This is a genomic window from Pantoea sp. RIT413 (genome assembly GCF_003057675.2).
In the GTDB taxonomy this organism is placed as follows: Bacteria; Pseudomonadota; Gammaproteobacteria; order Enterobacterales; family Enterobacteriaceae; genus Pantoea; species Pantoea eucrina.
The window spans coordinates 68,679-81,793 of record NZ_QBJB02000008.1 but is presented as its reverse complement, the minus strand read 5'-3'; the positions used below and the strand labels follow the sequence as shown (position 1 = coordinate 81,793).

The window sequence follows — 13,115 nt, the reverse complement described above, 5'->3', positions numbered from 1 at the left end:
GAGATACCGATGCATCCGATGCTCAACATCGCCGTGCGCGCAGCGCGCAAGGCCGGAAATTTAATTGCCAAAAATTACGAAACCCCGGACGCTGTCGAAGCCAGCCAGAAAGGCAGCAACGACTTCGTGACCAATGTTGACCGTGACGCAGAAAGCCTGATTATCGAAGTCATTCGTAAATCTTACCCACAACACACCATCATCACCGAAGAGAGCGGTGAGCTGGCGGGTGAGGATCAGGATATTCAATGGGTAATCGATCCGCTGGATGGCACCACCAACTTCATCAAACGTCTGCCACACTTCTCCGTCTCTATTGCCGTGCGCATTAAAGGCCGCACTGAAGTGGCTGTGGTTTACGATCCAATGCGAAATGAACTCTTCACCGCCGTACGCGGTCAGGGCGCACAGCTGAATGGCTATCGTCTGCGCGGCAGCAACGCCCGCGATCTGGATGGCACCATCCTGGCGACCGGCTTCCCGTTCAAGGTTAAGCAGCACGCGACGCCATATATCAATATTGTTGGCAAACTGTTTACCCAGTGCGCAGACTTCCGTCGCAGCGGTTCAGCCGCGCTGGATCTGGCTTATGTCGCAGCCGGCCGCGTGGATGGCTATTTCGAAATTGGCCTGAAGCCGTGGGATTTTGCAGCGGGTGAGCTGCTGGTACGTGAGGCTGGCGGTCTGGTGACTGACTTCACCGGCAACCACGGTTATCTGCACTCAGGTAACATCGTAGCCGGCAATCCGCGCGTCGTAAAAGCCATGCTGGCTAATATGCGCGAAGAGCTGAGCGAAGCGCTGAAGCGCTAAGCAAAAAAAAGGCGGCCCGCGGGCCGCCTTTTTTAATGGTACTGATTAACGACGTTCGTGCGTTAACACCTGACGCGGCTGAGTACGGCGACCTACACCACCCAGAATCGCTGCCAGCACGGCTTCGATAATCAGCATGACGAAGGTGAACCAGCTCGCTTTCGCCGTAGCAGCGGCAGCCTGTTCTGCTGCTTCACGTGCTTTCTGCTCCGCTTCCTGCTTCAGCTGCTGATACTTCTGCATCGCCTGCTGATAGCTCTGCTCTGCCTGGTTAACAATCTGTTCTGCTTCCTCGTCACTCTTACCGGTACGCGCTTTGATAATATTTTTCAGCGCATCGCGGTCAGCAGCCTGCAGCGTATCAGAATGACGGCTCAGCACGCCTTTAAACCAGTTGCTCAAATCAGCATCCGCGTTCTGCGGATTTTGTGCCGTATTTTTTGCCTGATTCTCAGCGTTGTTCGCTTCGTTATTTGCATCCTGCTGCAGATTTTCTGGCTGTAATTCCGGCTTGCCGGTCTGGCGCAGCGTGGTCTCCAGCTCATTCTGCAGATCGTCGAGGTTAATATTATTTTCCTGCAGCTTCTCTTTCGCCATATTGGTCAGCGAAGGCGCAACAGAAGAAATACCATTACCCAGCGCATTTACACCTGAACCCAGAATATTAAAGGCGCCGCCAATAATACCGCTTGCCAGAGAGAAAGCCAGCCACAGAGTAATAAGCGTACTGACACCAAACATCAGTAAACCGTGCAGTGCGCCTTCGCGCTGTGCCAGACGGCCGGCGATATAGCTACCTACCGCCATCGCAATCAGCATGCTGGCACCGGTCCAGATCAGCGCGCCAGTACCAAGATGCTCCAGAGGATTTTGCTCCTGCTGTGGATCAATGGTCGTAGCACCAATTGCCGTACCCAATACTCCCAGTAATATATGAACAATCAGCGCAGCGATAACACCTGCAAATATTGCGCTCCATGAAATGCGTTTTAACGGCAGTCCCGCATGTGTATCGGTCACGGTCTCCGTGATGCCATTATGAGTCCGGATTTCAGGCATGGTATTCTCCTCGCAAAAAACGACGACTGATAAAAGTTTATTTTAAAAAAGTTAATTCTCAGCTGATGTCATTTAGCGTAGACAGAGAATGCTATTTACACCAGAGGTGCACAGCAGGATATTTTTCTCTGATAGCGGAAAATTAAACATCCGGCTGATTCCGCGCGGCCGGATGTTTATCCTGAGGCCCGGTTAAAAGGGGCGCAGGCCGTTGGCGGCGGGGAGTGCACTCTGCCACAGAAGTACTCCGGCCAGTATCAGCGCAATGGCTCCCAGCAGCATAAGCAGCGCCATCACTACCGCGGTCCGTTTTTGATCGGCTGCTGAACGGCTCAATCTCGCTGCCAGCACGCGCGAACGCTGAACCATGATGCCCAGCAGAGACACCGTCAGTGCGGTCCCCAGCGCCATCGCCAGCGCAGCGGCCACGCCCCAAAGATAAACATCAATCACTTTAGCGAATAGCAGCATCATCAGCGCCCCTGAACAGGGGCGCAGGCCCATGGAGAGGACCAGCAGCAGCTGAGTCCTGAAGCTCACCGCGTTCGCCAGCTGATGCGCATCCGGTACATGCGTATGGCCACATGCGCAGGCTGCGTCATGCTGATGCTGCGTATGTATTGCCCGGATCTGCCAGCCCGCTGCCAGACGCAGGGCTGCCCGCAGCGATTTCACGGCGCGACAGCCCAGCCAGCAGCCCAGCGCGATAACCAGCAGGTAGCTCCCCTTTTCCAGCCAGTAGCTGCTGAGATGGAGCTGGCGCGATGAGGTCTGCAGCACCACCAGCATCAGCGTCACCAGGGCAATGGCTACCCCGCCCTGCAGCAGCGCAGCCAGCAGAGTCAGACGAATGCTGGTGCGCAACTGCGCAGGGTGCGTCGCTAAAAAAGTGGCGATCACCACTTTGCCATGCCCCGGTCCCAGCGCGTGCAGGACGCCATACGCCAGGCTCAGCAGCAGCAGCGTTATCCCCGCCTGGCGCGGCTGTGCTGCGACCTGCTGCAGCAGCTGTGTCAGGGAATGGTTAAGCGCTTTCTGCCACAGCACGCTCTGTAACAGAATGTGCGGCCAGGCGTGCCAGAGCAGCATTGCGGTCAGCAGCAGCAACAGGCCGGCGGCGGGCAGTGGCCAGCGACGCCGCGTAGGGAGCGGAATATTCAGCGACATATCAGCGTCACCGTCTGGGCAAACTGGCGGCCCAAATCCATATCTTCCGGCGGCGCGTCAGCTTTATCCAGCGACAGTGCATACTGCTGCAGCGACGCGTCCGGCTGTGGGGTCGTAAGCTTCAGCTGGCAGTGCGCCTTTAGGTTCTCATCCATGGCAATATCCTGTGACGTCTCATACTGCATATCAACAAAATAGCTGGGATCAAACGTCAGCATACGGTAACGCTTCCCGGCCAACGGCTGCGGCTCGCCCAGCGGCACAATAAATTCGAGCACGGCCTTATGTCCGCTACGCGACAAATTGTACTCCTGCGGCAAATTAAGAAATTTTATCCGCGTTTTCTCCTGCCACAGCTCGGTAAAATAGTGCTGACCCAGTACGTTAGCCATCACCTGAGCCGCCAGCTTTTTCCATACCACATCACCCGGACTGGCCTGCCCGGCATCATAAAGCAGGTCGGCGGAGGTGATTTCGTCCATCGTCCAGACCATTTTTATGCCGGTCAGCCGATCGTTCTGGCTTTTCAGCTCTGCTTTCATCGCAATAAAACTGTGCGGATGGCATGCAGCCGCAGCGGAGAAAAACAGCGTAACCAGTAAAAGCGCAATTTTCATATGTTATAAAGTAACAATTTATAAGGTAAAGGTTTACGTGGCCCGAAAAAAACTGTGACCCGCCCTGAAGCTCTGAGTAAAAGTCTGCACCGATAGCGTAATTTCAGCGCGATATTGGCTATTCTTAGCTGAAAAATGAGCTGCGGATAAAATACGTGATGAGTTTTGCGCCTGCTACAGCACCGCTCTTCAGCCGTTCCCAGCGACGTTGCCATCTGTTACTGCTGTTATTTCTGCCCGCCCCCGCCCTGACGCTCGATAAACTGTGCCAGCTGAACGGCGTTGATCCTGCGGTTGCCCGTCAGGATATCGCGGATGTGGGCGATGAGATACAGCGCTTTCATCAGCTGGAACTGCATCAGATGGTGGATGGCAGCTTTCGCATTCACGGCACGGAACTGGACAGAAGACTCTGCCTGATCCACTGGCTGCGACGCGCGCTGCGCCTGTCGCAGGCGTTTGTCTGCGACCATTTTGTTCCCGCCCTGCGTCAGCGGCTCAAAGTTTTGCAGATCGAAAAAGCGCTGTGGGATGAGATCAACCTGCAGGCGCTGATCCAGCACTGCAGCCTGCGGCTGATGCGCAATTTCTCTCCCCGCGACCAGCTTTTTCTGCTTATTTTTATGAAGTATGCCCTTTGTCAGCGTCAGGCGGCGCTGTTCAGCGAGCGGCAGCGCAGCTGGCTGGCAGACAAAGCGGAGCGTGCCGCAGCAGACGATGTCATTCACCACTGGCAGAAACGCTGTCATCTGATGCCCGATGCCAGCGAAACCGATTTCTGGACGCTGCTCTTCAGTCTGATTCATGCGCCTGATGCCACCCAGCTGAGTGTGCCACAGGCGCACCGGTTGATGAGTGCCACCGAAGCGCTGATTGCGCGTTTTGAACAGCTGGCAAAAACGCGCATCCGCAACCAGCATGAGCTGAAGCTCCAGCTCTATACTCATCTGGCGCAGGCGCTGGACCGCAGCCATTTTTCTATTGGCATCGATAATAGCGTGGCGCTGGATGTGGCGCGGCTCTATCCGCGGCTGATGCGCACCACCGAGCGCGCGCTGTACCATTTCAGCAGCGACTTTGGCACGCAGTTCAGCGCGGAAGAGACCAGCCTGGTGGCGGTGCTGTTTGGTGCCTGGATGATGCAGGAGAGCGCGCTGCAGGAGAAGCAGGTACTGCTGCTCACCGGCGTCGACGCCGCGCTGGAGCAGCTGCTGGAGCAGCAGCTGCGCGACATGACGCTGCTGCCGATCAATATAACCTATCAGGATATGCTGCACTTCCAGCGCGAGGGCGCACCGCGCGATGTGGCGCTGGTGGTCACCCCCTATGCTATTTCGCTGCCGCTCTTTTCGCCGCCGCTGATCCACGCAGAACTGCCGTTAAGCGATCATCAGCAGCAGCGTATTCTTCAGCTGCTGGACGCCTGAGCCGCAGGACGCAGGAACAGCGCCGGCAGCGCTACCAGCGCCATGACCCAGAAGAGATGCCCCTGCAAATGGGCAAACAGGACGCCGCAGATCATGGTCATCACAGCAATCCCGCCCCCCATCGCCAGCGCCGAGTAGAGCGACTGCAGGCGAATCACTTCGGTGCCTTTGCGTGCAGCGATAAAGCGCATCGCCGCCAGGTGGCAGATGGTAAAACTGCCGCAGTGCAAAATCTGTGCGACAACCAGCAGCGGCAGCGCGGTCGTGGCACCGAGCAGCGTCCAGCGCAGCAACGCGCAGACGCCGGAAAGCAGCAGCAGATCGCGCGCGCTCCAGCGTCTGAACAGACGGTTACTGAGGGCAAAGACTACAATCTCCGCCACCACGCCGAGCGACCACAGATACCCCACCACGGAGGCGGAGTAGCCCGCCTGCTGCCACCAGATGGCACTGAAGCTGTAGTAGGCGGCATGCGCGCCCTGCAGCAGCGTAACGCAGATCATAAAACGCCAGACGCTCTTTTCCCGCAGCAGATCGCGCCACGCCGCCCAGCCGCCGCTGGCGCCCTGTCGCGCCTCACCCTGCGGACGCGTCTGCGGTGGCAGCAGCATCCCGCTCAGCATGGCCACGACGCCCAGACTCAGCAGCATCAAAACCGCCTGATAAGAATAAGCGCTGACCAGCATGCCGGTGAGCGCCGAGCTGATGACAAACGCCAGCGATCCCCACAGCCGCACCGGACCGTAGGCCAGCCCAATCTGGCGCGTCCAGGTTGCCGCCAGCGCATCACTCAGCGGCACCAGCGGAGAGAAAAAGAGATTGAACCCTGCCATGACCAGCAGCAGCCAGAGCCACTGGCCGCCGAACCAGAAGCCGAGAGCGAACAGTGCAGTCAGAAGCGCCAGCAGCCGCAGCGCGACAATCAGCTGAGCCGGATTTTTAACCTGTGAAGCGATAAGCAGGCTGCCGGCGAAGCGCGCGACCATGCCACAACCGAGCAGCAGGCCAATTTTTTCCGCATCGAGTCCGCTGCCCTGCAGCCAGACGCTCCAGAAAGGTAAATAGATGCCGTAGCAAAAAAAGTAGGTGAAATAGCTCAGTCCCAGCCATCTGGCTGATGCGATGGTCATGCTCTCTCCTGTGGCGCGCGCCACTGCCTGCGGTTTGGGCGCTACTTTGGCAAAGCACCGGCTAAAAAGAAACCCGCAGAGCGGATCAATCGTGCGCTAAGCAGTGGAAAATGCACCAATAAAAAAGGATGGCCGGAGCCATCCTTTTTTCATCCGTTAAAACCTGTCAGGCATAAACGGGCAGACGGGCACAGATATCGAGCACTTTCTGTTTGGTGCGTTCGATGGTGGCCTCGTCATTCACGTTATCCAGCACGTCGGCGATCCAGCCAGCCAGTTCACGCACGTCTGCTTCTTTGAAGCCGCGACGGGTTACCGCTGGTGTACCAATACGCACGCCAGAGGTCACAAACGGGCTTTTCGGATCGTTTGGCACGCTGTTTTTGTTCACGGTGATATTTGCACGTCCCAGAGCGGCATCCGCTTCTTTACCGGTCAGGCCTTTGCTCACCAGATCGATCAGGAACAGATGGTTATACGTACCGCCGGAAACGATGTTGTAACCGCGCTCCAGCAGGACTTCAACCATCGCTTTAGCGTTTTTAGCCACCTGCTGCTGATAGGTTTTGAACTCCGGCTCCATCGCCTCTTTGAAAGCTACAGCTTTACCGGCGATGACGTGCATCAGTGGGCCGCCCTGTCCGCCAGGGAAGACCGCAGAGTTGAGCTTCTTATACAGATCCTCATCTCCGCCCTGCGCCAGAATCAGGCCGCCACGCGGACCCGCCAGCGTTTTATGCGTAGTTGTGGTCACGATATGCGCGTGCGGAACCGGGTTAGGATAGACGTCAGCTGCCACCAGACCTGCCACGTGAGCCATATCCACAAACAGCCAGGCGCCGATGCTGTCAGCGATTTCACGCATTTTTGCCCAGTCGCAGACGCCGGAGTAGGCAGAAAAGCCGCCGATGATCATTTTTGGCTTATGCGTCTGCGCCAGCTCGGCCAGTTCGTCATAGTTGATTTTGCCGGTTTCATCGATGCCGTACGGGATAACGTTGTAGAGTTTTCCGGAAAGATTGACCGGTGAACCGTGGGTCAGGTGACCACCGTGCGCCAGATTCATACCAAGAATGGTATCACCCGGCTGCAGCAGCGCGGTGTAAACAGCGAAGTTTGCCTGCGAACCAGAGTGAGGCTGAACGTTGGCAAAATCTGCACCAAACAGGGCTTTTGCGCGGTCGATCGCCAGCTGCTCAACGATATCAACATATTCACAACCGCCGTAGTAGCGCTTGCCCGGATAGCCTTCCGCGTATTTATTGGTGAGCTGTGAACCTTGCGCCTGCATAACGCGCGGGCTGGTGTAGTTTTCTGAAGCGATCAGTTCAATGTGCTCTTCCTGACGCACTTTCTCCTGCTCCATAGCCTGCCACAAATCGGCATCATAATCGGCAATGTTCATATCACGCTTTAACATCCGCATCTCCTGACTCAGCAACTTTAACGGCAATTTAAGCCCCCGCTTAGGGGCGAAGGCCAACAGTGTAAACGGTTTTGCCAGGGGACGATAGCGCCAGGGTGCTCTTTTTACGCAAACGATTGGCATGCCGCTGGAACGCCTTTTTTACGCTTTAGCTGCACGCAGAAAAAGGGCATGGATAGACGGAAGATCAGCGTAACCCGCCCGGAATGCGTACCCGGCTCGCGCTAAAAGCCGCTGCTGCCGATTTACAGTCAGACGAGCGTGGCATAAGATGCATTTAAAATACATATTTTAAGTTATCCGCTGAGGAACACACCATGCTTGACGCTCAGACTATCGCGACCATTAAATCTTCCGTGCCCGCTATAGCAAAAATGGGACCCGCTCTTACCGGCTGTTTTTACCACAAACTGCTGAACGATCATCCTGAACTGAAAAACGTGTTTAACATGAACAATCAGCGCAGCGGCGATCAGCGTGAAGCTCTGTTTAATGCGATTTGCGCTTACGCCACCCATCTGGAGGATTTGCCAGCGCTGCTGCCGGCGGTCGAGAAAATTGCGCAGAAGCACGCCAGCCTGAATATCCGGCCTGAACAGTACGATCTGGTAGGCGCCACGCTGCTGGCCACCATGAAGGAGCAGCTCAATCCGGACGAGGAGGTACTTGCAGCCTGGGGCAAAGCGTATGCGCTGCTGGCGCAGGTCTTTATTCAGCGTGAAGAAGCTATCTATCAGGCATCTGAGCAGAAGAGTGGTGGCTGGCGCGGCCTGCGTGACTTTCGTATCCGCCGCATTACGCCGGAAAGCAGCGTGATTACCAGTCTGGAACTGGTTCCCAATGACGGGCAGCCGGTGGCCGATTTTCTGCCGGGACAATACCTGACGCTCAGCCTACGTCTGACAGAAAACGGGTTTATGCAGCATCGCCAGTATTCGCTGACGCACGCGCCTGACGGCAAAGCCTACCGTATTGCTGTCAAACGTGAAGCGCACGGCACCGTGTCGGGCTGGCTGCACGACTGCGCCCGGGTGGGAAATATTGTGCAGTGCAGCGCGCCGGCGGGTGACGTCGTGCTGCAGACAGAACCAGCGACGCCGGTGACGCTGATCTCAGCGGGCGTCGGTCAGACGCCGATGTTAGCGATGCTCGCGGTGCTGGCGCAGCAACAGCATCCGGCAGCCGTGACCTGGCTGCACGCGGCTGAAAATGGCGCGCAGCACGCCTTTGCGCGGGAAGTTGCCGCGCTGGGCGCCACCCTGCCGCACTTTCGCAGCCACGTCTGGTATCGCCAGCCTGCCAGCGACGATGCCGGCCGGTATGATGCAGAGGGCGTAATGGATCTGGCCTGCGTGTCAGCGGAGCTGAACCAGCCGGACCGCACGTTCTGGCTGTGCGGGCCGCTGCCGTTTATGCAGTTTGTCGCTCGCCAGCTGCTGGATGCAGGCGTCGATACCGCACGCATTCACTATGAGGTTTTCGGCCCGCACAAGGTGCTGTAATTGCAGCAATAAAAAAGCCTGCGGCAGGCAGGCTTTTACTGTGACGCCGGACAGAGGATCAGATTGCCTCTTCATCCTCTTCGCCGGTGCGGATACGCACCACGCGCGCCACGTCAAATACGAAAATTTTACCGTCGCCGATTTTGCCGGTCTGCGCCGTTTTCATGATGGTTTCCACGCAGGTATCGACAATGTCATCCCCGACCACCATCTCGATTTTTACCTTGGGCAGGAAATCGACCATATATTCGGCACCACGATAGAGTTCAGTGTGGCCTTTCTGACGTCCAAACCCTTTGACCTCGCTCACCGTCATCCCGGTGATGCCGACTTCCGCCAGCGCTTCACGCACGTCATCAAGTTTGAATGGTTTAATAATTGCATCGATCTTTTTCATCGCAGATCCCTTTTTCGCTCCCTCCATGACGGACGGATAACAGAAAGTATATATCGCTAACGGCGCCGGTGGCGCGGCTAACTACTCTTTAAAGTCGCTGGCGTCCAGCTCATGACGAGACAGCAGCTTATAGAACTCGGTACGGTTACGTCCAGCAAGACGCGCGGCGTGAGTAACGTTGCCTTTGGTCATCTGCAGCAGCTTGCGCAGATAGTTCAGCTCAAACTGGTTGCGCGCCTCCGCAAAGGTGGGCAGCGCGGTGTTCTCGCCCGACAGCGCCTGCTCCACCAGCGCTTCACCAATCACGGGTGCAACGGTCAGCGCAACGCACTGCTCAATAACGTTAACCAGCTGACGGACGTTACCCGGCCAGCTGGCGCTGACCAGCCGCTTCATTGCACCGGCAGAGAAGCTGCGGACAAATGGCTTGTGGCGCCCGGCGGCCTGACGCAGTAAATGGTTAGCCAGCAGCGGAATATCTTCAGCACGCTCGTGCAGCGCCGGAAGTTTAAGATTCACGACATTGAGCCGGTAGTAGAGATCTTCCCGAAAACTCTTTTTCTCCATCGCTTTTGGCAGGTCGCGATGGGTGGCAGAAAGGATACGTACGTTGATCTTCACATCCCGGTTACTGCCAAGCGGACGCACTTTGCGCTCCTGCAGCACGCGCAGCAGTTTGATCTGCAGCGCCGGAGGCATATCGCCAATCTCATCCAGAAACAGCGTGCCGCCCTCTGCGGCCTGAAATAATCCTTCGCGCGCGCTGACCGCGCCGGTAAATGCGCCCCGCGCGTGGCCAAACAGCTCTGACTCCAGCAGCTGCTCCGGCAGTGCGCCGCAGTTAATGGCGATAAAGGGTTTCGCCGCGCGCGGACTGGCAGCATGAATTGCCTGCGCCAGCACCTCTTTCCCGGTGCCGCTCTGACCGTTGATCAGTATGGAGACGTCCGACTGCGCCACCATGTGCGCCTGCTCCAGCAGCCGCTGCATCAGCGGATTCCGGGTGACAATCGCTTCGCGCCATCGGTCGTCACTGACCGGTGCACGCAGCGCCAGCGCCTCATCGATCGCTTTATACAGCGCGTCGCGATCAACGGGTTTGGTGAGAAAGCTGAATACCCCCTGCTGCGTGGCAGAAACCGCATCGGGTATGGAGCCGTGCGCGGTCAGGATAATGACCGGCAGCCCGGCGTGACGCCGCTGAATTTCGCCAAACAGCGCCAGCCCGTCCATCTCATCCATACGCAGATCGCTGATGACCACATCCGCGGGCTCTTTCTGCAGCTGACGCAGCGCCTCAGCCCCGCTGGCGGCGGTAGCGACCTGAAAACCCTCACTGCTGAGACGCATCCCGAGCAGCCTGAGCAGGCCCGGGTCATCATCTACCAGCAGTAAACGGGCACGTGCACTCATGGCTGCTCCTCCCGGATTTCATCCCCGGCGTGCGGGCTGTCGCTGCTGTCCGGCGCTTTACGCGATGAAAGCTGGCGCTCTATGTCAGTCAGCCGCTCCAGTTTGCGCTGGGTTTCGTTCAGCGCCTGATGCAGCCGGGCCTGCTGATGGCGCAGGGCATCCAGTTCGCTATCGTGACTCTGCTGCAGCGCGCTGTAGCGGCTGCGCGCCTCGCTCAGCTCCAGCTGTGCAGCCTGGTTACTGCGCCACAGCTGGATCAGCGGACGCACCGTTGCGGGAAAGTCTGCGCTGTAGCTGTCGAGCGTGGCGATATACTGACGGCGCTCAACCGGCGTGACGTTACCGTTCGCCAGCAGAATGCCCTGCTTGAAGGCGCGCGCCCAGCTCTGCACCGGCCAGCGGCGGGCCTCTGCGCGGGCTTCAGCCGCCGAAAACCGTTCGCTGCAGTCAATCGCTCGCTGCCAGTAAAGCGGATTGTTTACCGCCGCTGCGGTTTCAGCAGGCCATACGTTCTGACAGGCGGTAGTAAGGTAGTCCGGCAGCCGGGTATCGGGTTCAGTGACGCTTATATGCTCACGCTGGGGCACCGGCACCGCATGCGGCTGGCAGGCGCTCACGCCGCTTAAAATAAGTACGCTCAGAAGAGCTTGTCTGATAAGGCGTTTCATGGTTCAGGCTTCCTGGCACCGGCGGGTAAAATAATGCGGAAACAGACATCTGCCTCTTTGTGACTGACCAGCTGCAGGTCTCCCTGCATGCGCCGCAGACAATCTTTTGCAATGCTCAGGCCCAGGCCGCTGCCTTTTACGGGCCCCTGCCGCTGCTGGCTGCCCTGATAGAAAGGTTCGAAGATCATCGCCTGCTCCTCTGGCGGAATCGGAGTACCGCTATTCGCCACATCAATCCACACCCGGTCGCCTTTTTGCCGGCTGTGCAGCCAGATGTTACCGGATTCACGACCATAGTTCACGGCGTTCGAGTAGAGGTTATCGATAACGCGCTCCAGCAGCGTCGCTTCCGCCAGACAGCGGGTGGCCTGCAGATCAACGTGCGTTTTTATTCGCCGGGCGCTGGCAGGCAGCGAATGCACGCGGGTGACAGCCGCCACGATCGCATCCAGCGCGACCGGCTCCGGAGTAAGCGGCATCTCGTTCAGCTTGCGGTTGTAATCCAGCAGCTGCTCAATCAGGCGCTGCAGATGGCGACTGCTGCTGTCGAGAATAGCGACGATCTCCTGCTGCTCTGCGTTGAGCGGCCCGGCAACGCCATCGGCCAGCAGCTCTGTGCCTTCGCGCAGGCTGGCGAGCGGCGTTTTCAGCTCGTGTGAAAGATGACGTAAAAATTCATGTCGCTGCGCCTCCAGCCAGCTCAGCCGTTCGCTAAGCCAGGCAATACGCTGTCCCAGCGAGCGCAGCTCACGCGGTCCGCGAAAGCTGACGTTATTTTCCAGCGACTGCCCTTCCCCCAGCCGGTTGATCATCCGCTCCACGCGCTTTACCGGCCCGATAATCATGCCGGTAAACAGCAGCACCAGCATCAGCGTAACCAGGAACAGGATCAGCGCCTGCCAGCCAAAGAACTGACCGCGTTCGGCGATATCGCGCTGCAGCTGCAGCCCGCGGGAAAACACCACGTCGCGCGTCGCCTGCACCATACGCGCGTTAGCGTCAGAAAAGCGCTCCAGCGCGGCGGCACCGGATGCTGAAGGATTACCGTTTTCGCAGGCGGCCGTGGCGAGCTGCGGCAGCGTACTGCGCAGCAGGGTAAACGTGGGCAGTTCCGGCAGGCTGGCCGCATGGCTGTTCAGCATCTGCCCGTAGCGCGTCCACTGGGTGGTATAGAGTCTGGCCAGCGCAGCATCACCGAGCACGCAATATTGACGATAGCTGCGCTCAAGCTCCAGGGCGGTGCGGGCCATCGCCTCGCTGCGCCGCACGTCGGTAAAGGTGTTGCGATTGGTGTCTGCCGCCTGATTACTGAGCGCAGAGAGGCTTTCCCACGCCTGCCACGCCAGCACCAGCAGCGGCAGCAGCACCAGTAAAAAGGCCATTAGAACCAGTTGTCGCAGGGATCGGGGAAACGGACGCCATCTCATACTGCCGCGCTCTCGTAAAAAGTGTGCTGCAGGCATGCTAGCTAACTCTGGCGCGCTTAGAAAGCCGGA

General features: G+C 57.9%; 12 protein-coding genes. 3 read left to right on the top strand and 9 right to left on the bottom strand.

Annotated elements, in window-relative coordinates:
- The first annotated feature begins 9 nt into the window (after window positions 1-9).
- Complete coding sequence (gene suhB / locus DBY66_RS11995; RefSeq protein ID WP_039379640.1) at window positions 10-813, top strand: inositol-1-monophosphatase; 804 nt, start codon at window positions 10-12, stop codon at window positions 811-813.
- A gap of 45 nt (window positions 814-858) precedes the next feature.
- Here the strand turns inward: suhB and DBY66_RS11990 are convergent, their stop codons facing one another.
- The 3 genes from DBY66_RS11990 to DBY66_RS11980 all read right to left on the bottom strand — a co-directional run bounded on the left by DBY66_RS11990 (window position 859) and on the right by DBY66_RS11980 (window position 3,656).
- Window positions 859-1,872, bottom strand: a complete 1,014-nt coding sequence (locus DBY66_RS11990; protein ID WP_108569441.1) for a TIGR04086 family membrane protein — start codon at window positions 1,870-1,872, stop codon at window positions 859-861.
- 192 nt (window positions 1,873-2,064) lie between these two features.
- Window positions 2,065-3,039 carry a nickel/cobalt transporter gene (locus DBY66_RS11985; protein ID WP_108569440.1) on the bottom strand — a complete coding sequence of 325 codons (975 nt, stop codon included), beginning with the start codon at window positions 3,037-3,039 and terminating at the stop codon, window positions 2,065-2,067.
- Complete coding sequence (locus tag DBY66_RS11980; protein ID WP_094112081.1) at window positions 3,030-3,656, bottom strand: DUF1007 family protein; 627 nt, start codon at window positions 3,654-3,656, stop codon at window positions 3,030-3,032. Before DBY66_RS11980 ends, DBY66_RS11985 begins: the two co-directional genes overlap by 10 nt.
- A gap of 158 nt (window positions 3,657-3,814) precedes the next feature.
- On the opposite strand from DBY66_RS11980, the gene csiE reads away from it, so the two are divergent.
- Window positions 3,815-5,083, top strand: a complete 1,269-nt coding sequence (csiE, locus tag DBY66_RS11975) for a stationary phase inducible protein CsiE (RefSeq protein ID WP_071667892.1) — start codon at window positions 3,815-3,817, stop codon at window positions 5,081-5,083.
- On the opposite strand, the gene DBY66_RS11970 is transcribed toward csiE, so the two are convergent.
- The gene (locus tag DBY66_RS11970) at window positions 5,065-6,213 is read right to left on the bottom strand and encodes a 3-phenylpropionate MFS transporter (protein ID WP_108569439.1); all 1,149 of its coding nucleotides are present in this window, start codon (window positions 6,211-6,213) and stop codon (window positions 5,065-5,067) included. The two genes, csiE and DBY66_RS11970, sit on opposite strands and share 19 nt — an antisense overlap.
- 166 nt (window positions 6,214-6,379) lie before the next feature.
- The gene (gene glyA, locus DBY66_RS11965) at window positions 6,380-7,633 is read right to left on the bottom strand and encodes a serine hydroxymethyltransferase (RefSeq protein ID WP_039379655.1); all 1,254 of its coding nucleotides are present in this window, start codon (window positions 7,631-7,633) and stop codon (window positions 6,380-6,382) included.
- A gap of 323 nt (window positions 7,634-7,956) precedes the next feature.
- On the opposite strand from glyA, the gene hmpA reads away from it, so the two are divergent.
- Window positions 7,957-9,141, top strand: a complete 1,185-nt coding sequence (gene hmpA, locus DBY66_RS11960) for an NO-inducible flavohemoprotein (protein ID WP_071667890.1) — start codon at window positions 7,957-7,959, stop codon at window positions 9,139-9,141.
- A gap of 58 nt (window positions 9,142-9,199) precedes the next feature.
- Here the strand turns inward: hmpA and glnB are convergent, their stop codons facing one another.
- The 4 genes from glnB to DBY66_RS11940 all read right to left on the bottom strand — a co-directional run bounded on the left by glnB (window position 9,200) and on the right by DBY66_RS11940 (window position 13,046).
- Window positions 9,200-9,538, bottom strand: coding sequence for a nitrogen regulatory protein P-II (gene glnB / locus DBY66_RS11955; RefSeq protein ID WP_007886217.1), 339 nt, complete (start codon window positions 9,536-9,538; stop codon window positions 9,200-9,202).
- A gap of 81 nt (window positions 9,539-9,619) precedes the next feature.
- Window positions 9,620-10,951: a two-component system response regulator GlrR gene (glrR, locus tag DBY66_RS11950; RefSeq protein ID WP_108569438.1), complete on the bottom strand. Its 1,332-nt coding sequence runs from the start codon at window positions 10,949-10,951 to the stop codon at window positions 9,620-9,622.
- Entirely contained in the window at window positions 10,948-11,619 is a 672-nt protein-coding gene (qseG, locus tag DBY66_RS11945; protein WP_039379666.1) for a two-component system QseEF-associated lipoprotein QseG, read from the bottom strand. The genes glrR and qseG overlap by 4 nt, the downstream gene beginning before the upstream one ends.
- Window positions 11,616-13,046 carry a HAMP domain-containing sensor histidine kinase gene (locus DBY66_RS11940; protein WP_108569437.1) on the bottom strand — a complete coding sequence of 477 codons (1,431 nt, stop codon included), beginning with the start codon at window positions 13,044-13,046 and terminating at the stop codon, window positions 11,616-11,618. The genes qseG and DBY66_RS11940 overlap by 4 nt, the downstream gene beginning before the upstream one ends.
- Window positions 13,047-13,115: the final 69 nt, after the last annotated feature.

Bases quoted from the DNA above. Each gene is read 5' to 3' on its own strand.
- suhB (WP_039379640.1), top strand. From the start codon at position 10: ATGCATCCGATGCTCAACATCGCCGTGCGCGCAGCGCGCAAGGCCGGA.
- DBY66_RS11990 (WP_108569441.1), bottom strand. From the start codon at position 1,872: ATGCCTGAAATCCGGACTCATAATGGCATCACGGAGACCGTGACCGAT.
- DBY66_RS11985 (WP_108569440.1), bottom strand. From the start codon at position 3,039: ATGTCGCTGAATATTCCGCTCCCTACGCGGCGTCGCTGGCCACTGCCC.
- DBY66_RS11980 (WP_094112081.1), bottom strand. From the start codon at position 3,656: ATGAAAATTGCGCTTTTACTGGTTACGCTGTTTTTCTCCGCTGCGGCT.
- csiE (WP_071667892.1), top strand. From the start codon at position 3,815: ATGAGTTTTGCGCCTGCTACAGCACCGCTCTTCAGCCGTTCCCAGCGA.
- DBY66_RS11970 (WP_108569439.1), bottom strand. From the start codon at position 6,213: ATGACCATCGCATCAGCCAGATGGCTGGGACTGAGCTATTTCACCTAC.
- glyA (WP_039379655.1), bottom strand. From the start codon at position 7,633: ATGTTAAAGCGTGATATGAACATTGCCGATTATGATGCCGATTTGTGG.
- hmpA (WP_071667890.1), top strand. From the start codon at position 7,957: ATGCTTGACGCTCAGACTATCGCGACCATTAAATCTTCCGTGCCCGCT.
- glnB (WP_007886217.1), bottom strand. From the start codon at position 9,538: ATGAAAAAGATCGATGCAATTATTAAACCATTCAAACTTGATGACGTG.
- glrR (WP_108569438.1), bottom strand. From the start codon at position 10,951: ATGAGTGCACGTGCCCGTTTACTGCTGGTAGATGATGACCCGGGCCTG.
- qseG (WP_039379666.1), bottom strand. From the start codon at position 11,619: ATGAAACGCCTTATCAGACAAGCTCTTCTGAGCGTACTTATTTTAAGC.
- DBY66_RS11940 (WP_108569437.1), bottom strand. From the start codon at position 13,046: ATGAGATGGCGTCCGTTTCCCCGATCCCTGCGACAACTGGTTCTAATG.